Origin of the sequence: Mycobacterium sp. 852002-51961_SCH5331710, assembly GCF_001665535.1 — a bacterium.
Lineage (GTDB): Bacteria > Actinomycetota > Actinomycetes > Mycobacteriales > Mycobacteriaceae > Mycobacterium.
The window spans coordinates 42,878-66,478 of the sequence record NZ_LZSQ01000035.1; the positions used below are offsets into that span (position 1 = coordinate 42,878).

Annotated in this window: 26 protein-coding genes; 13 read left to right on the top strand and 13 right to left on the bottom strand. The window is 69.0% G+C overall.

Going from position 1 to position 23,601, the window contains the following annotated elements:
* Positions 1-23: 23 nt before the first annotated feature.
* From A5752_RS05160 to A5752_RS05175, 4 genes are all read right to left on the bottom strand, one after another.
* Positions 24-1,460 carry a GuaB1 family IMP dehydrogenase-related protein gene (locus A5752_RS05160; RefSeq protein ID WP_067083011.1) on the bottom strand — a complete coding sequence of 479 codons (1,437 nt, stop codon included), beginning with the start codon at positions 1,458-1,460 and terminating at the stop codon, positions 24-26.
* 126 nt (positions 1,461-1,586) lie between these two features.
* Positions 1,587-3,050: an NADP-dependent phosphogluconate dehydrogenase gene (gene gnd / locus A5752_RS05165; RefSeq protein ID WP_067083015.1), complete on the bottom strand. Its 1,464-nt coding sequence runs from the start codon at positions 3,048-3,050 to the stop codon at positions 1,587-1,589.
* A 58-nt stretch (positions 3,051-3,108) separates the two neighbouring features.
* Complete coding sequence (locus A5752_RS05170; RefSeq protein WP_067083018.1) at positions 3,109-4,050, bottom strand: M56 family metallopeptidase; 942 nt, start codon at positions 4,048-4,050, stop codon at positions 3,109-3,111.
* A 14-nt stretch (positions 4,051-4,064) separates the two neighbouring features.
* On the bottom strand, positions 4,065-4,481 hold the full coding sequence (locus A5752_RS05175) for a BlaI/MecI/CopY family transcriptional regulator (RefSeq protein ID WP_067083021.1): 417 nt from the start codon (positions 4,479-4,481) through the stop codon (positions 4,065-4,067).
* A gap of 218 nt (positions 4,482-4,699) precedes the next feature.
* Here A5752_RS05175 and A5752_RS05180 point away from each other — a divergent pair, with 218 nt between their 5' ends.
* The gene (locus A5752_RS05180) at positions 4,700-5,476 is read left to right on the top strand and encodes an iron reductase (RefSeq protein ID WP_067083024.1); all 777 of its coding nucleotides are present in this window, start codon (positions 4,700-4,702) and stop codon (positions 5,474-5,476) included.
* 170 nt (positions 5,477-5,646) lie between these two features.
* Here the strand turns inward: A5752_RS05180 and A5752_RS05185 are convergent, their stop codons facing one another.
* Positions 5,647-6,024, bottom strand: coding sequence for a rhodanese-like domain-containing protein (locus A5752_RS05185; RefSeq protein ID WP_067083027.1), 378 nt, complete (start codon positions 6,022-6,024; stop codon positions 5,647-5,649).
* A 63-nt stretch (positions 6,025-6,087) separates the two neighbouring features.
* On the opposite strand from A5752_RS05185, the gene A5752_RS05190 reads away from it, so the two are divergent.
* Genes A5752_RS05190 through A5752_RS05220 form a run of 7 tightly spaced genes read left to right on the top strand, consistent with a single transcriptional unit; the run spans position 6,088 to position 10,867 of the window.
* Positions 6,088-6,492: a PaaI family thioesterase gene (locus A5752_RS05190; RefSeq protein ID WP_067083029.1), complete on the top strand. Its 405-nt coding sequence runs from the start codon at positions 6,088-6,090 to the stop codon at positions 6,490-6,492.
* A gap of 51 nt (positions 6,493-6,543) precedes the next feature.
* On the top strand, positions 6,544-6,846 hold the full coding sequence (locus A5752_RS05195) for an urease subunit gamma (RefSeq protein WP_067083031.1): 303 nt from the start codon (positions 6,544-6,546) through the stop codon (positions 6,844-6,846).
* Positions 6,847-6,854: 8 nt separating this feature from the next.
* Positions 6,855-7,169: an urease subunit beta gene (locus A5752_RS05200; protein WP_067083161.1), complete on the top strand. Its 315-nt coding sequence runs from the start codon at positions 6,855-6,857 to the stop codon at positions 7,167-7,169.
* 10 nt (positions 7,170-7,179) lie between these two features.
* Positions 7,180-8,913, top strand: a complete 1,734-nt coding sequence (locus A5752_RS05205; RefSeq protein ID WP_067083033.1) for an urease subunit alpha — start codon at positions 7,180-7,182, stop codon at positions 8,911-8,913.
* A 2-nt stretch (positions 8,914-8,915) separates the two neighbouring features.
* Entirely contained in the window at positions 8,916-9,551 is a 636-nt protein-coding gene (locus A5752_RS05210; protein WP_067083035.1) for an urease accessory protein UreF, read from the top strand.
* 15 nt (positions 9,552-9,566) lie between these two features.
* Positions 9,567-10,241, top strand: a complete 675-nt coding sequence (gene ureG / locus A5752_RS05215) for an urease accessory protein UreG (RefSeq protein WP_067083036.1) — start codon at positions 9,567-9,569, stop codon at positions 10,239-10,241.
* On the top strand, positions 10,241-10,867 hold the full coding sequence (locus tag A5752_RS05220) for an urease accessory protein UreD (protein WP_067083038.1): 627 nt from the start codon (positions 10,241-10,243) through the stop codon (positions 10,865-10,867). Before ureG ends, A5752_RS05220 begins: the two co-directional genes overlap by 1 nt.
* Here the strand turns inward: A5752_RS05220 and A5752_RS05225 are convergent.
* The 3 genes from A5752_RS05225 to A5752_RS05235 form a co-directional block, all read right to left on the bottom strand.
* Positions 10,864-12,237: an NAD(P)/FAD-dependent oxidoreductase gene (locus tag A5752_RS05225; RefSeq protein ID WP_067083040.1), complete on the bottom strand. Its 1,374-nt coding sequence runs from the start codon at positions 12,235-12,237 to the stop codon at positions 10,864-10,866. The genes A5752_RS05220 and A5752_RS05225 overlap by 4 nt on opposite strands.
* A gap of 136 nt (positions 12,238-12,373) precedes the next feature.
* Positions 12,374-13,303: an LLM class F420-dependent oxidoreductase gene (locus A5752_RS05230; protein ID WP_067083042.1), complete on the bottom strand. Its 930-nt coding sequence runs from the start codon at positions 13,301-13,303 to the stop codon at positions 12,374-12,376.
* Positions 13,304-13,369: 66 nt separating this feature from the next.
* Positions 13,370-14,041, bottom strand: a complete 672-nt coding sequence (locus A5752_RS05235) for an SDR family oxidoreductase (RefSeq protein WP_067083045.1) — start codon at positions 14,039-14,041, stop codon at positions 13,370-13,372.
* A gap of 131 nt (positions 14,042-14,172) precedes the next feature.
* Between A5752_RS05235 and A5752_RS05240 the strand changes: the two genes are divergently transcribed.
* From A5752_RS05240 to A5752_RS05250, 3 genes are all read left to right on the top strand, one after another.
* Positions 14,173-14,976: an ABC transporter permease gene (locus A5752_RS05240; RefSeq protein ID WP_067083047.1), complete on the top strand. Its 804-nt coding sequence runs from the start codon at positions 14,173-14,175 to the stop codon at positions 14,974-14,976.
* Positions 14,973-16,025 carry a sulfate/molybdate ABC transporter ATP-binding protein gene (locus tag A5752_RS05245; RefSeq protein ID WP_067083163.1) on the top strand — a complete coding sequence of 351 codons (1,053 nt, stop codon included), beginning with the start codon at positions 14,973-14,975 and terminating at the stop codon, positions 16,023-16,025. Before A5752_RS05240 ends, A5752_RS05245 begins: the two co-directional genes overlap by 4 nt.
* A gap of 210 nt (positions 16,026-16,235) precedes the next feature.
* Complete coding sequence (locus tag A5752_RS05250) at positions 16,236-17,300, top strand: APA family fibronectin-binding glycoprotein (RefSeq protein ID WP_067083049.1); 1,065 nt, start codon at positions 16,236-16,238, stop codon at positions 17,298-17,300.
* Between the two features lie 93 nt (positions 17,301-17,393).
* On the opposite strand, the gene A5752_RS27005 is transcribed toward A5752_RS05250, so the two are convergent.
* Positions 17,394-17,681, bottom strand: coding sequence for a hypothetical protein (locus tag A5752_RS27005; protein WP_082963753.1), 288 nt, complete (start codon positions 17,679-17,681; stop codon positions 17,394-17,396).
* 99 nt (positions 17,682-17,780) lie between these two features.
* The gene (locus tag A5752_RS27910) at positions 17,781-18,035 is read right to left on the bottom strand and encodes a CDGP domain-containing protein (protein ID WP_067083051.1); all 255 of its coding nucleotides are present in this window, start codon (positions 18,033-18,035) and stop codon (positions 17,781-17,783) included.
* A 169-nt stretch (positions 18,036-18,204) separates the two neighbouring features.
* Between A5752_RS27910 and A5752_RS05260 the strand changes: the two genes are divergently transcribed.
* Complete coding sequence (locus A5752_RS05260; protein ID WP_502686670.1) at positions 18,205-19,206, top strand: zinc-binding alcohol dehydrogenase family protein; 1,002 nt, start codon at positions 18,205-18,207, stop codon at positions 19,204-19,206.
* On the opposite strand, the gene A5752_RS05265 is transcribed toward A5752_RS05260, so the two are convergent.
* The gene (locus A5752_RS05265) at positions 19,203-19,679 is read right to left on the bottom strand and encodes a hypothetical protein (RefSeq protein ID WP_067083053.1); all 477 of its coding nucleotides are present in this window, start codon (positions 19,677-19,679) and stop codon (positions 19,203-19,205) included. The two genes, A5752_RS05260 and A5752_RS05265, sit on opposite strands and share 4 nt — an antisense overlap.
* Before the next feature lie 107 nt (positions 19,680-19,786).
* Between A5752_RS05265 and A5752_RS05270 the strand changes: the two genes are divergently transcribed.
* Positions 19,787-20,362 carry a CGNR zinc finger domain-containing protein gene (locus tag A5752_RS05270; RefSeq protein ID WP_067083055.1) on the top strand — a complete coding sequence of 192 codons (576 nt, stop codon included), beginning with the start codon at positions 19,787-19,789 and terminating at the stop codon, positions 20,360-20,362.
* Between the two features lie 2 nt (positions 20,363-20,364).
* Here A5752_RS05270 and A5752_RS05275 read toward each other — a convergent pair whose 3' ends face one another.
* Together A5752_RS05275 and A5752_RS05280 are read right to left on the bottom strand one after the other, a co-directional pair.
* The gene (locus A5752_RS05275) at positions 20,365-21,126 is read right to left on the bottom strand and encodes a CPBP family intramembrane glutamic endopeptidase (protein ID WP_067083057.1); all 762 of its coding nucleotides are present in this window, start codon (positions 21,124-21,126) and stop codon (positions 20,365-20,367) included.
* Positions 21,127-21,137: 11 nt separating this feature from the next.
* Entirely contained in the window at positions 21,138-23,555 is a 2,418-nt protein-coding gene (locus tag A5752_RS05280; protein ID WP_067083167.1) for a phosphoketolase family protein, read from the bottom strand.
* Positions 23,556-23,601 lie beyond the last annotated feature (46 nt).

A 23,601-nucleotide genomic window follows, 5' to 3' on the forward strand; every position in this document is an offset into this window, starting at 1 on the left:
CGGGTGATGGGGCGGGTGCGGGATCACCAACCGGTGGGCAGCGGGTGGCCCTCGGCGAAGCCGGCCGCGGACTGCACGCCGAGCACGACCTTCTCGTGCAGTTCGGCGAGATTGGCGGCGCCGACGTAGGTGCACGTGCTGCGCACCCCGGACGTGATGTGGTCGAGCAGATCCTCCACGCCGCCACGGGACGGATCCAGCCCCATCCGCGATGTCGAGATGCCTTCCTCGAACAGCGCCTTGCGGGCCCGGTCGAACGCGCCGTCGCCGGCCGTGCGGGCGGCCACCGCGCGCTTGGACGCCATGCCGTAGCTCTCCTTGAACGGCTGGTTGTCGCGGTCGCGCATCAGGTCGCCGGGGGATTCGTAGGTGCCGGCGAACCAGGAGCCGATCATCACGTTGGAGGCGCCCGCCGCCAGCGCGAGCGCGACGTCGCGCGGGTGGCGGATGCCGCCGTCCGCCCACACGTGGGCGCCCAATTCTCTTGCTGCTGCGGCGCATTCGACGACCGCCGAGAACTGCGGCCGGCCGACGCCGGTCATCATCCGCGTGGTGCACATGGCGCCGGGCCCGACGCCGACCTTGACGATCGAGGCGCCCGCGTTGACCAGGTCCCTGGTGCCCTCGGCGGAGACGACGTTGCCCGCGGCGAGCGGTAGACCGAGGTCCAGCGCCGCCGCGGCCTCGATCGCGTCGAGCATCTTGACCTGGTGCCCGTGCGCGGTGTCGATCACGAGCAGGTCGACACCGACCTCGGCCAGGCCGCGCGCCTTGGCGCCGACATCGCCGTTGATGCCGACCGCGGCGGCGATCCGCAACCGACCTCGGTCATCGACGGCAGGGGCGTAGATGCTCGCCCGGACCGCACCGGTGCGCGTCAGCACACCGGCCAGCGTGCCGTCGCTCTCGGCCAACACCGCCACGTCGACCGGTGCGTGCTCGAGCAGATCGAAGACCTTGCGCGGTTCGGTCCCCACCGGCGCGGTGACGAAGTCGGAGATCGCGATGTCGCGCACGCGGGTGAAGCGGTCGACGCCCTCGCAGTTGGCCTCGGTCACCAGCCCGATGGGTCTGCCCTCGAACACCACGACCGCGGCGCCGTGCGCGCGCTTGTGGATCAGTGCCGTCGCGTCGGACACCGAGTCGTCGGGGGAGAGCACGACGGGGGTGTCGACGACGAGGTCGCGGCTCTTGACGAAGTCGACCGTCTCCTTGACCGCCGAGATCGGCAGGTCCTGCGGAAGCACGACGAGGCCGCCGCGGCGGGCCACCGTCTCGGCCATCCGTCGGCCGGCGACCGCGGTCATGTTCGCGACGACCACGGGAATTGTGGTGCCCGAGCCGTCGGAGGTCGACAGGTCGACGTCCATCCGCGACTGGACGTCGGAGCGTCCGGGGACGACGAAGACGTCGTTGTAGGTCAGGTCATATGCGGGCCGGTGGCCCTCCAGAAAACGCATGTCGGCTCAAGTCTAGTTGCGCGCCAGTCATCGGCCGAGCAGACGCGAAACTGCCCATTTTTGGCCGAAAAGCGGCAGTTTTACGTCTGCTCGCCGAAGTGTGGGCCCAGCTCGGCAGGTATAGCGTCAGGCCTCGACCTCGCTGCGGTCCCCGCTCCACAGTGTGTGGAACCGCTTGGCGGGGTCGGCGTCGATGCGCCCGTAGGTGTGCGCGCCGAAGTAGTCGCGCAGTCCCTGGGTGAGCGCGGCGGGCAGGCGCTCGGTGCGCAGCGCGTCGTAGTACGACAGCGCCGAGGCGAAGCCCGGGATCGGGATGCCCAACTCGGTGGCCGTGACCACGACGCGGCGCCAGCTGTCGATCGCCGCCTCGATGGCGCTGCGGAAGTACGGCGCGACGATCAGCGTCGGCAGGTCGGGATCCTCGTCGAACGCATCCTTGATCCGGTTGAGGAACTTGGCCCGGATGATGCAGCCGCCGCGCCAGATGGTGGCCAGGTCGCCGGGCGTGACGCCCCAGTCGTACTCCGCGCTGCCCGCCTGGATCTGATTGAAGCCCTGCGCGTAGGCGATGATCTTCGACGCGTACAGCGCCTGGCGGACGTCCTCGGTGAATTTCTCGGCGTCGCTGGGCCTTTCGCCGAGATCACCCGACGCCAGCCCGGTGGTGGCCTTGCGCTGCGTCACCGATCCGGACAGCGCGCGAGCGAACACGGCCTCGGCGATGCCGGTCACCGGGACGCCGAGATCGAGGGCCGACTTCACCGTCCAGCGTCCGGTGCCCTTCTGCTCGGCCTCGTCGAGGATGACGTCGACGAGTGGTTTGCCGGTCTTGGCGTCGTTCTGGCGCAGCACTTTCGCGGTGATCTCCACCAGGAAGCTGTCCAGGTCGCCGGAGTTCCACTCGTCGAAGACGTCGGCGATCTCGCCCGCCGACTTGCCCAGCCCGTCGCGCAGCAGCTGATAGGCCTCGCCGATCAGCTGCATGTCGGAGTACTCGATGCCGTTGTGCACCATCTTCACGAAGTGGCCGGCGCCGTCGGGGCCGATGTGGGTGCAGCACGGCACGCCGTCGACGTGTGCGGAGATCTCCTCGAGCAGCGGGCCCAGCGATTTGTAGGACTCCGCCGGGCCGCCGGGCATGATGGACGGCCCGTTCAGCGCGCCCTCCTCGCCGCCGGAGATGCCCGCCCCGACGAAGTGCAGACCGCGTTCGCGCATCGCCTTCTCGCGGCGGATCGTGTCGGTGTAGAGCGCGTTGCCCCCGTCGATGATGATGTCGCCCTCTTCCATCGCGTCGGCGAGCTCGTTGATCACCGCGTCGGTGGGGTCACCGGCCTTGACCATGATCAACACCCGGCGCGGCTTCTCCAGCGCGTCGAGGAACTCCGCAATGGTCTCGCTGCGCACGAACTTGCCCTCGGAGCCGTGCTGTTCGAGCAGCGCATCGGTCTTGGCGACCGACCGGTTGTGCAGCGCAACGGTGTATCCGTGCCGGGCGAAGTTGCGCGCGATGTTGGACCCCATGACGGCGAGCCCGGTCACCCCGATTTGAGCGGTACCGGTGGTCGATGCGGAAGCGTCAGAGCTCATTCGGGCAGCCTTTCGTTGTTTTGTTGTGTGAACGCATGGTTCGGAGGTGGCTTGTCCCTTAAGCGGTGAACAGCCTTTGCAGCTCGGTCAGCCACGGCAGCACCACCGCTACAGTCGGGACCACGAGCACCGCCGCCGCGGCCGCGTACGCGCCGGCGGCCAGCACCCGGCTGTTGGGTCGCCCGCCGAGGCGGCGCACGCGCAGCACGGTGGTGGGCCCGCCCGCGGCCAGCGCACCCGACGGTGTGCGCCCGGCCGCGCACGCGACGAGCGCGCGGGCCAGGGGAGTGGGACCGGCGATGCGCACCGCGGCGTCGTCGGCCAGCATCTCGACCAGCAGGCGCACGGCGTGCAGTGCGCTTCCGCTGCGGACGAAGCGGGGGAAGGCCGCGTGCACGGCGGTGAACATCTCGAGCACGAGGTCGTGCCGGGCGCGCAGGTGCGCCCGTTCGTGGGTGAGGATCGCAGCGATCTCGTTGTCCTCCAACGTCGTCAGCGTGCCCTCGCTGACCACCACGCGGCTGCGCACCCCGGGCAGGCAGTAGGCCAACGGCTGATCCACGTCGAGGATGCGCAGGCCGTCACCGGCGTGCGCGCGGGCCCACGTTTGCGACTTGCCCACGAGGTCGACGACCATTCGGTGATGCGCGCGACGGCGTCGCGTCGCGATCGCCACCTGCAACACCGCGGCCGTCAGCCGGGCGCCGATCACCAGCGTCAGCGCGAAGACGACGACGTAGGCGATCCACACCGGCCACCCCATGACGGCGATCTCACTGGTGATGCCTGCGGTCGGCCTGCCGTCGGGCCCGGGGGCGAAAAGCCTGCTCGCGATCGCGATCCCGGCCGAGAAGGCCGACAGAACCGCGGCCGACGCGATGGCCTGCCACAACACGATCGCCGCTCGCGGTGCGCGGAAGGGCCAGGACGCGCGCGCCAGAAGAGCCGGCACCGGTCCGGACAGGACCAGCGCCAGGATGGTGAAGGCCAGCGCGGACACGCTGTAAGTCTCTCTCAGCCGGTGCCCGAATTACCAGCGGGCGGCGTAACGCGATCCTTGCTTTCCAGCTCGGCCAGCGCGCGGCGCAACGCGGCCGCTTCGTCGGCGCCGACCCGCTCGACGAAATGCACCAGCGCCGCCTCCCGACTGCCCGAATCGGCGGCCTGGTCGAGCGCATCGACCATGAGTCCCGCGACCAGCTCGTCGCGGCCGTGAGTCGGGGCGTAGCGGTGGGCGCGGTCGTCGCGGTGCTGCACGACGAAGTTCTTCTTCGCCAGCCGCTGCAGCACGGTCATGATCGTGGTGTACGCCAAGTCGCGTTCGGCGGAGAGCGCCTCGTGAACCTGGCGCACGGTTTGGGGCTCGCGCGAGGACCACAAATGATCCATCACAGCGCGTTCCAGTTCCCCTAGACGCGTCAACTTCGCCATCGTCCGTTCATCTCCTAGAGGCTATTGATCCAGCGTACTACTTGTTACTACCGTGCGTCGTATTTCGCCTGGTGGACAAGGCTTCGCCGACGACTGCGCGAACCTTCCGCCGTGGTCACCGCGGCTTTGCGGCCCCGTGTGAAAGCAGTCACAGGGTCTAGCCGTCGTGACGCGCATAGCTATAGTAAGCCTTACCTAACTCGATGTCGGGAGGCCCCATGACGGTATTGGTCGACGATCCACTCATCGCAAGCATGGCGATCCGCAGGATCCTGCCGCTGCATGAGTCGAGTCGGCGGCTACGCGCGCTCTACCCCGAGTGTCCGCGCGTCTACGGCGTCGCGGTGATGGGCGACCTGTCCCGGCGGCGCTGGTGGCCGCTGGCCGATGCGCTGACCACGGACCGTCTGCAGACGATGTTCGTCCTCGCGGCCGAGGAGACCGACAGCCGCGCGGCGGTCGCCCACCAGTTGGCGGCCACGCTCGCCCACGTCGTCGTCGGCCGGGTCGTACCTCTGGTCGTCCTCGAGGGCCGGGCCTGGGACACCGGGCTGGAGAACCTGTGGGTGCACGTGGATTCCGAGGGCGCGATCGATTGGGTCGGCGTCGTCGATCCGACACTGCGGGCCCTGCCGGACGATCCGTGCTTCGAGCGCGGGTCGGGTCACATCGACCGGTCGACGCGCGAGGGGATCGTGGCGCTGCCGAGCGAGGCGGCGTTGACGACGTGGGTGGCGCACCGCAGTCACCGCGCGCTCGCGCCCCTGTTCACCAAGCTGGCGGAGATCAGCGGCGGCGCCATGTCGGTCGCGTCGATGTGGCACGTCGTTGGCGGGGCGGTGGTTTCCGCGGCCACGCAGGTGCCGCTGCTCGCCGGCTCGAGCGAGTGGACGAGCATGCGCCGCAGCCAGGCCGTGCTCGACGCGCTGGTCGGCTTCGGACTTCCCGTCCGGGGCACCTCGCGATCGAATGCCGGGAAAGTCTTGCTTAATTAGGCAAGCCTTGCCTATGCTCTTGGCAGTGATCAACAACTGAACCACCGGACCGCGCCGGAGTCCTGAGGGCTGCAGAGACCCCCGGTCCACACGGAGGACGGGCCCCGCACCATTGGTGCGGGGCCCGTTCGCATTGCCGCCGAACGCGGGGCTGCCTCAACGCTTTTCGATCAAACCTCCTCGACCGCCCCACCGCCGTCGGCCCAATCGCCGAAGCCGCCGAGGTTGAAGACGTTCTCGTAGCCGAGTTCCTTGAGCGCCTGACCGGCCAGGGCCGAGCGGCCGCCGGACGCGCAATACACGATGACCGGCTTGTCCTTGGAGAAGTTCTGGTCGTGGTACGGCGACTCCGGGTCGGCGCGGAACTCGAGCATGCCGCGCGGCACGTGGACGGCACCTGCCACCTTTCCGCTTTTCTCCACCTCGGGGGCGTCGCGGACGTCGACGACCAACGCGCCCTTGGCGATCAAGTCTTTCGCCTCGTCGTGGGAGATCTTGGGCACCACGGCGTTGGCGGCTTCTACGAGCTCTTTCGCGGTCTTGGCCATGGCCGACCCTAACTCGCAGCACCCGACGCGGTCATGGAGTTCGACAGCGTGTAAACACGTTGCGTGACTTCCGACCTGCCATCCGACCTGGGTAAGGGCTTCGACAAAGAGCTCGGCCTCACTTATCTCGACCTCGGACCCGACGGCGGCCGTGCGCAGCTGACGATCACCGACACGCTGCTGCAGCCCTACGGCATCGTGCACGGCGGCGTGTACTGCTCGATCGTCGAGAGCCTGGCGAGCGTGTCGGCGGCGGTGTGGCTCGCCGAGCATGGGGGCGGCAACGTCGTCGGCGTCAACAACAACACCGACTTCCTGCGGGCCATCTCGTCGGGCACCGTCACCGCGGTGTCCACACCGATTCACCGCGGTCGGCGCCAGCAGCTGTGGCAGATCGTCATCACCGACGAGAACGACAAGGTCGTCGCCCGTGGGCAGGTGCGGCTGCAGAACATGCCCGCCGAGTAGGAGCTTCGCGTGCGCTGCTGATCGCCGCGCTCCGTGGCAATATCGCCCACTATGCGTCTATCCCCGCATGAGCAGGACCGCCTGCTCATCTCCTACGCGGCCGAATTGGCGCGGCGCCGTCAGGCCCGCGGTCTGAAGCTCAACCATCCGGAGGCGGTCGCGGTGATCACCGACCATCTCCTGGAGGGAGCACGCGACGGACGCACCGTGGCCGAGCTCATGGCGAGCGGCCGCGAGGTCCTGCGCCGCGACGACGTGATGGACGGCGTGCCCGAGATGCTCGACGATGTCCAGGTCGAAGCGACGTTTCCCGACGGCACGAAGCTCGTCACCGTCCACCATCCGATCCCGTGACCGAATCGATGGTGCCCGGCGAGATCCTGTACGGGGACGGTGATATCGAGATCAATCCCGGCGCCCCCCGTCTCTCGATCGAGATCGTCAACACCGGAGACCGACCGGTGCAGGTGGGCAGCCACGTACACCTGCCGCAGGCCAACGCCGCGCTGTCCTTCGACCGTCCGACCGCGCACGGCCACCGGCTCGACATCCCCGCGGGCACCGCGGTGCGGTTCGAACCCGGTGTGGCCCAGACTGTCTCGCTCGTCCCGCTGGGGGGCTCGCGTGAAGTGCACGGCTTGAGCTTGAACCCGCCCGGCCGGCTTGACCCGCAATGAGAGGAACTCGATGACCCGGTTGCCGCGCGCCAGATACGGTGCACTGTTCGGGCCGACGACCGGCGACCGGATCCGGTTGGCCGACACCGACCTGTTCATCGAGATCACCGAGGACCGCAGCGGGGGAGCGGAGGTCGCCGGCGACGAGGCCGTCTTCGGCGGGGGCAAGGTGTTGCGTGAGTCGATGGGCCAGGGCCGTGCGACGCGGGCGGACGGCGCCCCCGACACCGTCATCACCGGTGTGGTGATCCTCGATTACTGGGGAATCATCAAGGCCGACATCGGTATTCGCGACGGTCGCATCACCGCGATCGGCAAGGCCGGCAACCCGGACATCATGTCGGGCGTGCATCCCGATCTGGTCGTGGGTCCCTCGACGGAGATCATCGGCGGCAACGGTCGCATCGTCACCGCCGGCGGCATCGACTGCCACGTGCACCTCATCTGCCCGCAGACGATGGCGGAGGCGCTCGGCGGCGGCATCACCACGATGATCGGCGGCGGCACCGGCCCCGCCGAGGGCAGCAAAGCCACCACCGTCACCCCCGGCGCATGGCATCTGGCCCGCATGCTCGAATCGCTGGACTCCTGGCCGATGAACATCGCCCTGCTTGGCAAGGGCAACACCGTCAGCGCCGAGGCCATGTGGGAGCAATTGCGCGGCGGCGCTTCGGGATTCAAGCTGCACGAGGACTGGGGCAGCACACCCGCGGCCATCGACGCCTGCCTCAGAGTGGCCGACGCATCGGGTGTCCAGGTGGCGCTGCACTCCGACACCCTCAACGAGGCGGGGTTCGTGGCGGACACCGTCGGCGCGATCGCCGGTCGGTCGATCCACGCCTACCACACCGAGGGCGCGGGCGGCGGACACGCGCCCGACATCATCACCGTTGCCGCTCAACCGCACGTGCTGCCGAGTTCGACCAACCCGACGCGGCCGCACACGGTCAACACGCTCGACGAGCATCTCGACATGTTGATGGTGTGCCACCACCTCAACCCCAGTGTCCCCGAGGATCTCGCGTTCGCCGAGAGCCGTATCCGACCCTCCACCATCGCCGCCGAGGACCTGTTGCACGACATCGGCGCGATCTCGATGATCGGCAGCGATGCGCAGGCGATGGGCCGCATCGGGGAGGTGGTCATCCGCACCTGGCAGACCGCGCACGTCATGAAGCGCAGACGCGGAGCGCTCGACGGCGACCCGACCGGACCGAAGCAGTCCGACAATCACCGCGCACGCCGCTACGTCGCCAAGTACACGATCTGCCCGGCGATCGCACACGGTCTCGACGGTGAGATCGGGTCGGTCGAGGTGGGCAAGCTCGCCGACCTGGTGTTGTGGGAGCCCGCGTTCTTCGGGGTGCGACCGCACGCGGTGCTCAAGGGCGGCATGATCGCCTGGGCCGCAATGGGAGACGCCAACGCGTCGATCCCCACCCCGCAGCCGGTGCTGCCGCGTCCCATGTTCGGCGCCGCGCCGTCGGCCGCCGCCGCCACGTCCGTGCACTTCGTCTCGCAGCAGGCCGTCGACGGCGGGCTCGCCGATCGGATCGACGTGAAGCGGCGCCTCGTTGCGGTCAAGGATGTCCGCAAGGTGGGCAAAGCCGATATGCCGCTGAACGACGCACTGCCTCGCATCGAGGTCGACCCCGACACGTTCACCGTCCGCATCGACGGCGACGTGTGGCAGGAGCAGCCGGCGACCGAATTGCCGATGGCGCAACGGTATTTCCTCTTCTGACGATGACGAACTTGACCACGCTTCTCGCACTTGCCGATTCGCGGCTGCCGACCGGCGGGCACGTGCACTCCGGCGGCGTCGAGGAGGCGGTCACCAGCGGACTGGTCGCCGACGTGGCCACGCTGCGGGCCTATCTGCGTCGTCGCATCCGCACCCAGGGACTGGTCACTGCCTCCCTGGCGGCGGCGGTGCACACCGGCACACTCACCCCGGCCCGGGCCGATCTCGAAACCGACGCTCGCACACCGGCACCCGCAGCCCGCCAGGCGTCGCGCGCGCAGGGCCGAGGCCTGGTCCGGCTGGCCCGGCGGGTATGGCCCGGCGAAGACTGGGAGCCGCTCGGTCCGACGCCCCACCTCGCGGTGGCGGCGGGATGGGCGGGCCGTGCCGCCGGTCTGACGGCCGAACAGACCGCGCTTTCGGTCGTCTACACGACCATGACGAACTCGGCGACGGCCGCCCAGCGACTGCTCGCCCTCGATCCCGGTGACGTCGCGGCGCTCACCTTCGAACTGTCGGCGCTGTGCGATCAGACGTCGGCCTCGGCCGCCAAGGAACTGGCCGACCTGTCCGATCCGCTGCTCGACGTGCTGGCCGAGCGCCACCACCGCCGCGAACGCCCACTCTTCGTCTCATAGCCCCGAAAGGACGTCATGCCACCGCATTTCATCGACGGCGAGCCGCACCACCATGTCGAGCGGCCCAGGCGTTCGCGCCAACCGGGAGAACCACTGCGCATCGGCGTCGGCGGTCCGGTCGGATCGGGTAAGACCGCACTGGTCGCCGCGCTGTGCCGGCAGCTTCGCGAGGAACTGTCGCTGGCGGTGCTGACCAACGACATCTACACCACCGAGGACGCCGACTTCCTGCGCCGCCACGCCGTGTTGCCCGACGAGCGGATCGCGGCGGTACAGACGGGCGGGTGTCCGCACACCGCGATCCGCGACGACATCACCGCCAACCTCGATGCGATCGACGACCTGATCGCCGGAAACGACCGGTTGGACCTGATCCTCGTCGAATCCGGCGGCGACAACCTCACCGCGACGTTCTCGTCGGGTCTGGTCGACGTCCAGATCTTCGTCGTCGATGTGGCCGGCGGCGACAAGGTCCCCCGCAAGGGCGGGCCCGGGGTGACCTACTCGGACCTGTTGGTGATCAACAAGACCGATCTCGCCCCGATGGTCGGGGCGAACCTCGACGTGATGCGCCGCGACGCGGCGGCCGTGCGCGGTGAGCGGCCCTTCGTGATGATCTCGCTGACCGACGATCCCGCGGCCTCCCCGGTGCTGAACTGGGTGCGCGAACAGTTGCGGGTGCCGGTCTAGTGCGATCCGAGGTGCTGATCGTCGCGCGCCGCGACCGTCGGCCGCGCATCGAATACACCGGTGGGCTGGCGGCACGGCTCACCGGGCCCGACACCGTCCACCTGGTGTCGGCGGCGGCGACGCCGCTGGGGGGAGACGTGCTGCATTTCCGCGTCGTCGTGGAACCCGACGCTCGGCTGCGGATACGCACCGCTGCGGCGACGGTAGCGCTGCCGGGTGCGGAAACTCCTGACTCTCATGCGATCTGGGATCTCGACGTGGCCGGCGAGCTGGACCTCGACCCCGAACCCACGGTGGTGGCCGCGGCCTCGCGGCACCACAGCTCGATTCGGCTCGAGCTCGGCGCCTCCGGGCGCGTGAAGTTGCGTGAACGGGTGCAGATCGGCAGATCCGGTGAGCGGCAGGGGTTCTGGTCGGGCTCGCTGCACGCCGACGTCGACGGCACACCGCTGCTGCGTCACCGCATCGAACTCGGCAGGGGATCGGTCGCCGACGACGAGATCGACACACCTATGGCCGCGATCAGCGAACTGAGCTATCCCGGCGTCGACACCGAAACCACCGGCACGCCGCTGGCGTTGGCCGCGGGCGGTTGCCTGACGACCTGGCAGGGTCCGCGGCTCTAGCCGGCGACCTTCTCGGTGTCGCGCACCCCGGCGGCGATCTCTTCGAGTTCTTCGATCCGGGTGCGGGCGTAGGCCTGCTGTTCGGTGATGGTGAGGTTGCCGCGCTGCGTCGACAGGAACGTCACCGTCCAGTGCAGCAGCGTGGTGATCTTGCGCCGGAAGCCGACCAGGTAGACGAGGTGCAGCACCAGCCAGGCCAGCCAGGCGATGAACCCGCCGAACTCCAGCGGGCCGATCTTGGCGACCGCCGAGAACCGCGACACCGTGGCCATCGAGCCCTTGTCGAAGTACTGGAACGGCTCGCGCTGGCTGGGATCGGCGCCCTTGAGTTCGGCCCTGATCGCGTTGGCGGCGTACCTGCCGCCCTGGATCGCGCCCTGCGCCTGTCCGGGAACGCCCTCGACGTGCGCCATATCGCCCACCACGAACACGTTCGGATGTCCGGGCAGCGTCAGATCGGGTTGCACCAGCACGCGACCGGCCCGGTCGACCTCGGCCTCGGACTGTTCGGCGAGGTCGCGGCCCAGCGGGCTGGCGGCCACGCCCGCCGACCACACCTTCGTCGCGGATTCGATCCGCCGGATCGTGCCGTCGGAGTCCTTGACCGTGATGCCGTTGCGGTCGACGTCGGTGACCATTGCCCCGAGTTGGATGTCGACGCCCATCTTCTCCAGCCGCGTCTGGGCCTTCTTGCCGAGCTTCTCACCCATCGGGGGCAGCACCGCAGGCGCCGCATCGAGCAGGATCACCCGCGCGGTCGTCGAATCGATGTGGCGGAACGCGCCTTTGAGCGTGTGATCGGCCAATTCGGCGATCTGCCCGGCCATTTCGACTCCGGTCGGGCCGGCGCCGACCACGGTGAACGTCAACAGCTTCTCGCGCCGGGCCGGGTCGCTCGACCGCTCCGCCTGCTCGAAGGCGCTGAGGATGCGCGCACGCAATTCGAGTGCGTCGTCGATGGACTTCATGCCCGGCGCCCACTCGGCGAAGTGATCGTTTCCGAAATAGGACTGACCCGCGCCGGCGGCGACGATGAGCGTGTCGTACGGCGTGACGTAGGTATGGCCCAGCAGCTCCGACTTGACCGTCCGATTGGCCAGATCGATGTGAGTGACGTCGCCGAGCAGCACCTGGCAGTTCTTCTGCTTGCGCAGGATCATCCGCGTCGGCGGCGCGATCTCGCCCGAGGGAATGATGCCGGTCGCCACCTGGTACAGCAGCGGCTGGAACAGGTGGTGGGTGGTCTTGGCGATCAGCTTGACGTCGACGTCGGCCCGCTTGAGCTTCTTGGCAGCGGTCAACCCGCCGAACCCTGACCCGATGATGACGACCTTGTGCCGATCAGATGCAGTGGCTCCGGGATGGCTCATATTGGGCTCCTCGACGGTGCTTCCACGTGCAGTTCTCTACCCGTAACGGTAGTCGCCTGAACACCGGATCGGGGAACAGGTTTGCTGTGTTATATCCCACCCGGGAAACCCCCTTATCGCCCGCCCCCGGCTTCGATTACAGGCCGAGCGCGGGTCGGAGCGCCTCGGCAACCGCCGTGACGCCGCCCGGCTGGTATCCGTTGAGGCTCGTCACCGGGCTCAGGATCACGCCGTTGACCCCGGCGTCGAGCACCTTCGTCTTGATCTGCTCGGCGACCTGCTCGGCGCTGCCGAAGACGGCTTGCTGCTTGTAGTCGTCGGGGATGACGTCGCCCGTGATGTTCTCGTCGATGATCGCGACGACGAGCATGCTGGTCTCGAGGGTCGCCGGGTCGCGGCCGATCTCCTCGCAGCGCTCCTTGACCACCTGCACCTTGCGCGGCAGCTCGTCGAACCCGGCGATGATGTTGAGGTGGTCGAAGTGCCTGGCCGCCAAGGGAATGGTCTTCTTCTCACCGCTGCCGCCGATCATCAGCGGGATGTGGTCGCGGAAGCGCGGCTCGGCCATCGCCTCCTTGGCCCGGTAGTACTTGCCCTCGAACGTCGGCCGATCACCCTCGAGCATCGGCAGGATGATCTGCAGCGCCTCGCCGAGTTTGTTGAAACGGTCGGTGAAGGTGCCGAATTCGTATCCGAGGCTGTCGTGTTCGAGCTCGTACCAGCCGGTGCCGATGCCGAGAATCGCGCGGCCCTGGCTGATCACGTCCAACGTCGTGATCGCCTTCGCCAACAGGGTCGGGTTGCGGTAGGTGTTGCCGGTGACGAGGGTCCCGAGCTGGACGCGTTCGGTCGCGGCGGCCAGGCCGCCCAGCGCCGTGTACGCCTCGAGCATGGGCTGGTCCGGCGTACCGAGCCCGGGCAGTTGGTAGAAGTGGTCCATCACGAAGACCGAGTCGAAGCCGGCGGCCTCGGCTTCCTGCGCCTGCGCGATCACGGTGGGGAAGATCTCCGCGACGCCGGTGCCGTACGAAAAGTTCGGGATCTGGAGTCCGAGTTTGATGGTCATGGGAGCACGTAACCACACCTAAGCGGAGCGGTCACCCCGTTTAGCTCCGGGCGAACACCGGAATAATCAGCCGAAGTTTGCGAGCGCACCCTTGCTGACGTGCAGGATCTGCCCGGTGATGTGGCGCGCCGCCGGCGTGGTGAGGAACAGGGCCAGGCGCGCGATCTCGTCGGCGACCGGCGGAGGCGTGCGTGACAGGCCCTCGTAACCGGGCTCGGCGCTGCGGCCGGACGCCACCGCGTTGACGGTGATGCCGCGCGTGCCGAAATGCTCCGCCTGCCCGGCGGTCCAGTCGGCGAGCGCGGCCTTGATCGCCGCGTCCGCGCTGCCCACGGCCGGGTTCTCCGGGACCACATTGACGATCGAACCGCCCGAGCGCAGGTGGTCGCCGAGGATCTGCACCGTCAGCACCGCCGACACCACGGTCGAATCCAGCGCCGCACGCCACGCCCTGGCCAGGTCGGACAGCGAGTAGGTGCGCGGATCTCCGCCGTCCCAACCGGGCGCGGGCACGTTGACGATCGTGTCGAGGTGGTGGGGGAACTGCGATCGCGCCGCTTCCAGGCTGTCGGGATCGGTGTTGTCGAGCACGATCGCGTCGACGTCGAGTTCCTTGGCGGCGACTTCGAGCTCGTCGCGGCGGGCGCCCGCGATCACGACGCGGTGACCGGCATCCCGGAAGCCTTCGGCGATCGTGCGACCCAGATCGGTGTCACCTGCGGTGACGAGCACCTCCATCGCGAGGACCTCCCTGAAGTGTTCGACGCTGACCCAGCGATTCCCCGCAATGTTACTGGACAGTAGCTACAGCACGAAACCGGCGCGCAGGGCCATGTCCCATAGGGTTTGGCCTGTGAGGTGGGAGGCCGTTGAGTAATCCGGCTGGTCTGCCGCGCTGGCTCTATCTGCCCGCCGCGGCGGGCGCGCTGTTCGTCGTGGTGCCGCTCGTCGCGATTGGGACCAGGGTCGACTGGCCGAACATCGCGGCGCTCATCACCAGCGAGTCCTCGGTCGCCGCGCTGCTGCTGAGCCTGCGTACCGCGACGGCCAGCACCGTGCTGTGCCTTGTGCTCGGCGTGCCGATGGCGCTGGTGCTCGCGCGCAGCGACAGCCGCCTGGTGCGGGCCGCCCGACCGCTGATCCTGCTCCCGCTGGTGTTGCCGCCGGTGGTGGGTGGGATCGCGCTGCTGTACGCGTTCGGCCGCCTCGGCCTGATCGGCGAGTATCTGCAGGCGGCCGGCATACAGATCGCGTTCACGACGACCGCCGTCGTCCTCGCGCAGACGTTCGTGTCGCTGCCCTTCCTGGTCATCGCGCTCGAAGGGGCCGCGCGCACCGCCGGGACCGGTTACGAGACCGTCGCCGCCACGCTCGGGGCCCGGCCGTCGCGGGTGTGGTGGCGCGTGACGCTCCCGCTGCTGACACCGGGTTTGGTGTCCGGCGCCGTGCTGGCGTTCGCCCGGGCACTCGGCGAGTTCGGGGCGACGCTGACGTTCGCAGGGTCCCGCGAGGGCGTCACCCGCACCCTGCCGCTGGAGATCTACCTGCAGCGCGAGAGCGACCCCGACGCGGCGGTTGCGCTGTCGCTGCTACTGGTGCTGGTGGCCGCGGTCGTGGTGCTGGGCTTGGGAAGTCGACGGTTGCGGGGCGGCAGCGCGTGGAGTGCACCGTGACCGGCATCAGCCTGCGCGCGGTGGTCGATCGGCGCGGGGTAGACGTCGCGTTCGACGTGGCCGCCGGCGAGGTGCTGGCCGTGCTCGGCCCCAACGGCGCGGGCAAGTCGACGGTCCTGCACGTCATCGCGGGGCTGATACGGCCCGACGACGGCGTCGTGCGGGTGGGGCAACGGGTGCTCACCGACACCGCGGCCGGAGTCCACGTCGCGACCCACGACCGTCGCGTGGGGCTACTTCTGCAGGATCCGCTGCTGTTTCCGCATCTCGACGTCGCCGCCAACGTCGCCTTCCCGCCCGGCAGCACGCGGCCCGAGCACTGGCTCGCCGAGGTCGACGCGGCGGGCCTGGCCGGCCGCAGGCCGCGCGAACTGTCGGGCGGTGAGGCGCAGCGCGTTGCGCTGGCGCGCGCCCTGGCCGCCGAACCCGACGTGCTGTTGCTCGACGAGCCGTTGGCCGGCCTCGACGTGACGGCGGCCGCCGCGATCCGCAAGGTGCTGCGCAGGGTGCTCGCGCGCGACGGACGGTCGGCGGTGATGGTGACGCACGACCTGCTCGACGTGGTCACGCTCGCTGATCGGGTGGTGGTGATCGAATCCGGTCGCATCGTCGAAAGCGGCTCCGCCGCAACGGTATTAGCCTCTCCGCGAAGCGGCTTCGGAGCGCGGCTGGCGGGGGTCAACCTGGTACGCGGCACGGCGGACCGCGCCGGCGCCCTGGTCACCGAGTGGGGTGCCGCGTGGCACGGGAACGTGGCATCGGACGTGGAGGCGGGCCGGCCCGCGGTGGCGCTGTTCCACCCGGCGGCGGTCGCGGTGTACCGCGAACGGCCGCACGGCAGCCCCCGCAACACCGTCGAGGTGACCGTTGCCGAACTCGACGGCCGCGGCCCGGCCATCCGGGTACGGGCCGAGGAGCAGCCCGACGGCGGTCCCGGCATCGCCGCTGACATCACCGCGGACTCCGCGGCCGAACTGCGGCTCGCTCCCGGCGAACGGGTGATCTTCGCGGTCAAGGCCCAAGAGGTCGCCGTGCATCCAGCCCAGTAACAGATACCGGAGCCGGTGCGAAACACAGTCGAATCACCGGCGCCGACAGCGGTTCGGCCACCTCGCGGCACGCGCGGGGATGCCACGGTGCCAGCAAATCATGTCTACCGTAGCTATCACGGCCTTTCAGGTTCCCAGCTATGCCACAATTAAGCACATTCTTAGCAATTCACACTTGCGTCACGGCGGTAACACGGTAGTTTCTTCCCCATGGATCAGCCGGATGCGATTACCTCCCCGCGCACGGGGCTCTCGAGGACCTTGGCGGCCGCGGCGTTGACCGGGGCGACGGCGCTGGCGCTGGCGCTGCCGACGGTGGCCCAGGCGCAGCCCGAGCCGACACCCGCGCCGCCGCCTCCGCCGCCGACGGGTAACACCTTCCTGCAGGGACCGCCGCCGCCTCCGGCCCCGGGAGCGCCTGCGCCCGCACCTGCCCCTGGCGCCCCGGCGCCCGCGCCGGGAGCTCCGGCCCCCGCACCGGCGCCCGGCGCCCCCGTACCCGCGCCTGCCGATCCGAACGCGCCGGCCCCGCCGCCGGGCGATCCGAACGCGCCGGCCCCTGCGCCCGGCGACGCCGGCAGGGTGGACTCGGCCGCGGGCGGCATGAGTTATGTCGTGCCGGCGGGCTGGAAGGTCGCGGACTCGACGCAGCTGTCCTACGGCCAGGCCCTGCTGACCAAGATCGCGCCCGAAGGCGCCGAACCACCCAATGACACAAGCATTCTGCTCGGACGGCTCGACCTGAAGCTCTTCGCTGGGGCAGAGACGGACAACACCAAGGCCGCCCAGCGGTTGGCGTCCGACATGGGCGAGTTCTTCATGCCGTTCCCCGGCACCCGGATCAATCATGAGACCGTCGAACTCAACGCCGACGGCATGCCGGGCGTCGCGTCGTACTACGAGGTGAAGTTCACCGACACGAACAAGCCGAACGGTCAGATCTGGGCCGGTGTCGTCGGCAATCCGGTCGAACCCGGCACGCCGCGCGGTCAGCGCACCCCCGAGCGGTGGTTCGTCGTCTGGCTCGGCACCGCGAACAACCCTGTGCCCAAGGAAGAAGCCGTCACGCTGGCCAACTCGATCCGGCCGTACACCGCGCCCGCGGCCCCGGCGGCTCCGCCCGCTGACCCGAACGCGCCCGCGGCTCCGCCGGCAGATCCGAATGCACCGCCGCCCCCGCCGGCAGATCCGAACGCACCGCCGCCCCCGCCCGCGGTCGGCGTGCCCGTCCCGGTCGCGCCGGAGAACGCGCCGGGGATGACGCCCCCGGCCTGACAGAAGCCGGGCGTACCTTGACGTCCCGCGCGGGGAGTTCGGCGGCAGCCGCTCACTGCGCGGGCGTCTGTCACCCCGCGCTCGCGCGCAGCGCTAAACGCTCGCGCACACCGACGGCGCGAAAGGAACCGGAATCGGCACGCACACCCCGACGGAGAAGTAGGGCGTGACGTCCCCGTTCCACGCCGGCGGTGGCGGCGGTGGGGGTGGCGGCGGCGGAGCGGGCGCCGCAACGACGCACGTATTCGAAAGCGCGTCGTAGACCGTCCCCGGCCCGCACTCCGCGGCCGTGGCGAGCCCGGGAGGCGAGACAACCGCTGACCCGAACGGAATGAGCGCAATCGGCACTGCGGCCGCCCACCGATGATTGATGCCTGGCATGCGGGCTCTCCCCTCGGATCGTTCCCCGACCCTTGTCTCCGGAGTCTAGGACTGCCAGGGCCTCGGAAACAGGGGAATTTGACGTGATCGTCAGCCCTTTTACGGCCCCACCCACGGCGGCTGACCGTTCAGGTTGTTCACGTTCACCGTGAAGCACGGGAGATTGCCGCCGAAGCCGAGAACACCCACCGACTGGCAGCGCTGAAAGCTACCGTCCGCCGCGATCGGGCTGTCACAAATTTGTCCGCCGCCCCATGGCGTCCAACCCGACTGACAACCCGCGTTGGCTGGGGCGGCAAGAGCGACGCCGCCGGCCACTAACGATCCGATCGCCAGTGCGACAACTGATTTCATTCCTCACCTTCTCCTCACAGCGCCGATGGCCGGCACCGCATTCGACATTCCTTTAGTAGGTCTATCGATTCCACGGTATGTGTTTGTTAAGGGAAGGTGCTGAGATCTTCCTCACGGGGTGGTGCGCCCCCCACGGCGGGGCGACGATGTCGTGGTGAGCACCTCCACGATGACCGCCTGGCAGGTTGGACGTCCCGGCCCGATCGACACCAAGCCCCTGCACCGCGTGCAGGTCGAGATCCCGACCCCGGCGGCGGGCGAACTTCTGGTTGCGGTGCGCGCATGTGGCGTGTGCCGTACCGATCTTCATGTCGCCGAGGGCGACCTGCCGGTGCACCGGCCGCAGGTGGTGCCGGGACACGAGGTGGTCGGCGAGGTCGTCGAGGTGGGGGAGGGCGCGGGTGCGGAGTTCTCCGTCGGCGACCGCGTCGGCATCGCGTGGTTGCGCCACACCTGTGGGCGGTGCCGGTACTGCGCCAGAGGAGACGAGAACCTCTGCCCGGAGTCGCGCTACACGGGCTGGGACGCCGACGGCGGATATGCCGAATTCACCACTGTCCCAGCGGCATACGCGCTTCCACTACCGGACGGCTATTCCGACACCGAGCTGGCGCCGCTGTTGTGCGCGGGCATCATCGGCTATCGCGCGCTGATGCGCGCGGACCTGCCGCCGGGTGGACGGTTGGGGATCTACGGCTTCGGCGGCAGTGCGCACCTGACGGCTCAGGTGGCGATCGCCCAAGGCGCCGAGGTGCACGTCATGACCCGCGGGGAGAAGGCGCGAGATCTCGCGCTGGGCCTCGGCGCGGCCTCGGCCCAAGGTGCCGACGATCGCCCGCCCGTCGCCCTCGATGCCGCGATCCTCTTCGCGCCCGTCGGCGAGCTCGTCCTGCCCGCGCTCGAGGCGCTCGATCGCGGTGGCACGCTGGCGATCGCGGGCATCCACCTCTCCGACATCCCGACGCTGAACTATCAGCGCCACCTGTTCCAGGAGCGTCAGGTCAGGTCGGTCACCGCCAACACGCGCGCCGACGCCCGCGCTTTTCTGGCGTTCGCGGGCGACCACCACATCGACGTGACGAGCCCGCCATATCCGCTCGACCGCGCGGATACCGCGCTGGACGACCTCGCGACCGGCCGCGTCTCGGGGGCCGCCGTCCTGGTCGTCTAGAGCTCGGCCAGCGCTGCGCGCAGCCGGCCCTCGAGATCCCCACGGCCATACCGGTATAGGGGGCCGGTGCCGTCCGCGAGCAGCAGGCGCAGCCGCGCCATACCCCGCGCGCCGACGGGCCGGGGGGAGTGCAGGCGCAACGTGATTTCGTCGATCAGATCTTCGGCGGCGGCGATGTTCGACGTGTGCAACGGCACCCGCGACGACATCAACGGGCCGCGCCCGCGGGCGTCGCGCACGATACGCCGCAACGATCGGGCCACCGCCTCACGTTCGGCGGTCGACGTCAGCCGGGCACAGTGCGCGGCGTACGCACCGCCCGCGGGTGCGCCGCCGACGGCCGCCAACCGGTCGAACTTGGTCGCCCGCAGCCTCGCCGCCATCCGCGCCCGAAGTGACGGCGCCGGTGTGGTGGTGTCGCCGGCGGCCGTCGAACGGGTCAAGAGCGTCTGCGAATTCTGGGTGTCCGACATTTCGATCCTCGGGTTGGAAGCGGATGGTGTGACCGCTAAACAATTTATAACGGTCACGCATGACCAGTCAAGTTGAAATAGCGGTCATGAAAAGCTAGGCTGCCTATATGACTACGCAGTGGCTCGGCGATCAGGAGACCAAGCCGGCACCGCCGCGGTTGGCCCTCATCCAGAGCCTGGTCAACACGGCGGAGTTACCTTCGGGGCCCGATCGGCTCGCCGATCCGCACGATGCGCACCCGTGGCTGCGCGAGCACGGTCTGCTCGATGCAGAGGAGACCATCGACGCCTCTGACCTCGAGGTCCTGCGCGGAGTGCGCGAGGCCCTGCGCGCGATGCTCGTCCACAATGCGGGCGGCCCGCCACCGACGGCTGAGGCACTGGCCCCGCTGCGCGCCGCGGCGGGCGGCGCCGCGCGCGCCGACCTCGACGACCTCGGTCGGGTGCGGCTTTCTGCAGTGGGCACGTCGTTGCACGACCGCATGACCGAACTGCTGCTGGCGATCCACGACGCGCAGCGCGACGGCACCTGGTCGCTGCTCAAGGCGTGCGCCAACGAGGACTGCCAGTGGGCGTTCTATGACCGCTCCCGTAACCACGGCGGCACGTGGTGCAGCATGGCGACCTGCGGCAACAAGCTCAAGAACAGGGAGTTCCGCGCCCGCAAGCGCGCGTCGCACTGACGTCAGCTCAGGTGCCACACCAAGGCCGCGGCCAGCGCGCCGAGCCCGTTGAGCGACCAGTGCAGGGCAATCGGTGCGATCAGGCTGCCGCTGCGCCGGCGCAGCCAGGTGAAGACGAAGCCCGCGACGCCAGTGGCGAACACCGCCAGCGTCACCCCGGCAACCGTGCCCAAAAGACCGCCGCCGAAGATGCGGGTGAATCCGACGTTGCTGCTTGTCAGGCCCAGGGAGGTGGCGATGTGCCAGAGGCCGAACAACAGCGAGCCGCCCGCGGCGACACCGCGGAAACCCCACGCGCGGTTGAGCGCACCGTGCAGCACGCCCCGGAAGGCGAGCTCCTCGGGGATCACGGTCTGCAGCGGGATGATGACCATCGACGCGATGAGGGCGCCCGAGATCGTCGCGTAGTTGTTGTTCATGAACATCGGTCGGGTCCACGGCAGCAGCGCGCCGATCGCGATGACCGACAGAACCAACCCAACGGCGCCGATGGCGTAGCCGGTCCCGGACTTCCAGTGTTCGCGGCCCAGCCCGAGTTCTGCCCACCCGAGGCCACGCGACCGGACCAGGATGAGAAGGCCCACCGCGGCGGCCGGAACCGTCGCCACGCTGGCCCACGGCGTGGTGAAGTGTGCGATCAGGTTCGTCAGCGCCAAGACCACCACGACCACCGCGATGTCGACGTAGGTGCGGAAGTGGTGCAGTGCCGAAAGTTGTCCGACCAGCGGATGCGGGCGGTCGGCTAGCACGGCTTGGTCGGACACGAAAATCCAGTCTAGCGATCGTGCTCGCTGAGGGTTTCCTGCGACAGCGACGGCCCCCGGTAATCCGGGTCCCACGTCCACTCCGAGATCGCCGGATCATCCTCCCCGTGCTCGCGGGTGTAGCGCCGGGCCGCAAGGCGGGCGTCGGCCATCTCCTGGCGCAGCACCGCCGCGCTGCTGCCCAGTCCCTCGACCCGGTCGATGACGTCCATCACCAGGTGGAAGCGGTCGAGGTCGTTGAGCATCACCATGTCGAACGGCGTGGTCGTCGTGCCGCGCTCCTTGAATCCGCGCACGTGCAGCTGCGCGTGGTTGGTGTGACGGTAGGTCAGGCGATGGATCAGCCAGGGATAGCCGTGATAGGCGAAGATGATCGGCTTGTCCTTGGTGAAGATCGAGTCGAAATCGCGCTGGGACAGGCCGTGCGGATGTTCGGACTCGGGCTGCAACCGCATGATGTCGACGACGTTGACCACCCGCACACCGAGGTCGGGGAGCCGCCGGCGGAGAATGTCGGCGGCGGCCACGGTCTCCAGCGTCGGGATGTCACCGGCGCAGGCGAGCACCACGTCCGGGTCGCCTGCGGCGTTGCTCGCCCAGTCCCAGATCCCGAGGCCGCGGGTGCAGTGGGCAATCGCCGAGTCCATGTCCAGGTACGTCAGCGCCGGTTGCTTCCCAGCGACGATCACGTTGACGTAGTGGCGGCTGCGCAGGCAGTGATCGGCAACCGACAGCAGCGTGTTCGCGTCCGGCGGAAGGTACACCCGGACGACCTCGGGACGCTTGTTGGCGACGTGGTCGATGAACCCGGGATCCTGGTGCGATGCGCCGTTGTGGTCCTGGCGCCAGACATGGGACGTCAGAAGGTAATTCAGCGATGCGATCGGCGCGCGCCAGGACAGCTCCCGGCTGCTGTTGAGCCATTTGGCGTGCTGATTGAGCATCGAGTCGACGATGTGGACGAACGCCTCGTAGCAGTTGAACAGCCCGTGCCTGCCGCTCAGCAGGTAACCCTCGAGCCAGCCCTGGCAGAGGTGTTCGGAGAGCACCTCCATCACCCGGCCCTCGGGGCCGAGGTTCTCGTCGTCGGGCGTGAGCTCGGCCATCCAGGCCTTGTTGGTGGCCTCGAGGGTGGCCGCCAGCCGGTTGGATGCGGTCTCGTCGGGACCCATCAGCCGGAACCGGTCCGGGTTGCGGGTGATGACGTCGCGCAGGAACGTGCCGAGCACCCGCGTCGCCTCGGCCGATTCGGAGGCCGGTTTGTCGACCGGGACGGCGTAGTCGGTGAACGGCGGCAGGTCCAGGTCTTTGAGCAGGACCCCACCGTTGGCGTGCGGGTTGGCGCTCATCCGGCGCTGTCCGCGAGGGGCGATCGCGCGCAGTTCGGGCCGCAGCGCACCGTCGTCGTCGAACAACTCTTCGGGGCGGTAGCTGCGCAGCCACGCCTCGAGCTGGGTGCGGTGTTCAGGGTTGGTGTGGGTTCCCGACAGCGGAACCTGGTGCGAGCGCCACGTGCCCTCCACCTTCTTGCCGTCGACCTCACGGGGACCCGTCCAACCCTTCGGGGTGCGCAGCACGATCATCGGCCACAGCGGGCGGCCGGGTTCGCGGTCCAGGCGAGCGGCGCGCTGGATCGCGGCGATCTGATCGAAGGCCTCGTCGAATGCCGTGGCCAGCTGCTGATGCACGTTGGCGGGATCGTCTCCGGCCACTGTGATCGGCCGGTAGCCACAGCCGAACATCAGCGACTCGAGTTCCTCCTGCGGTATCCGCGCGAGCACCGTCGGGTTGGCGATCTTGTAGCTGTTCAGATGCAGGATCGGCAGCACTGCACCGTCGGTGACGGGGTTGAGGAACTTGTTCGAGTGCCAACTGGCCGCGAGCGGACCGGTCTCTGCCTCGCCGTCGCCCACCACACAGGCGACCACCAGATCGGGGTTGTCGAACGCCGCGCCGTACGCGTGCACGAGCGCGTAGCCCAGTTCACCGCCCTCGTGGATCGAGCCGGGGGTCTCGGCGGCGACATGGCTGGGGATGCCGCCGGGAAAGGAGAACTGGCGGAACAGTTTTCGCATCCCGTCGGCATCCTCGGAGATCGCCGAATACACCTCGCTGTAGGTGCCTTCCAGGTATGCGTTCGCCACCAGCCCCGGACCGCCGTGGCCGGGGCCGGTGATGTAGATGACGTTGGCGTCGCGTTCCCGGATGACGCGGTTCAGGTGCGCGTAGACCAGGTTGAGGCCGGGCGTCGTTCCCCAGTGGCCGAGCAGGCGCGGCTTGACGTGCTCGGGGGCCAGAGGCTCCCGCAGCAGCGGATTGTCCAGTAGATAGATCTGGCCGACGGACAGGTAGTTCGCGGCGCGCCAGTAGGCGTCGATCAACTCGAGTTCATCGGCGGACAGCGTGGGGGACAGTGCCTGGGCAGTCATCTGACTCATCATCGTCGGGGGTGAACGAGGTGCCAATCCTGTACCC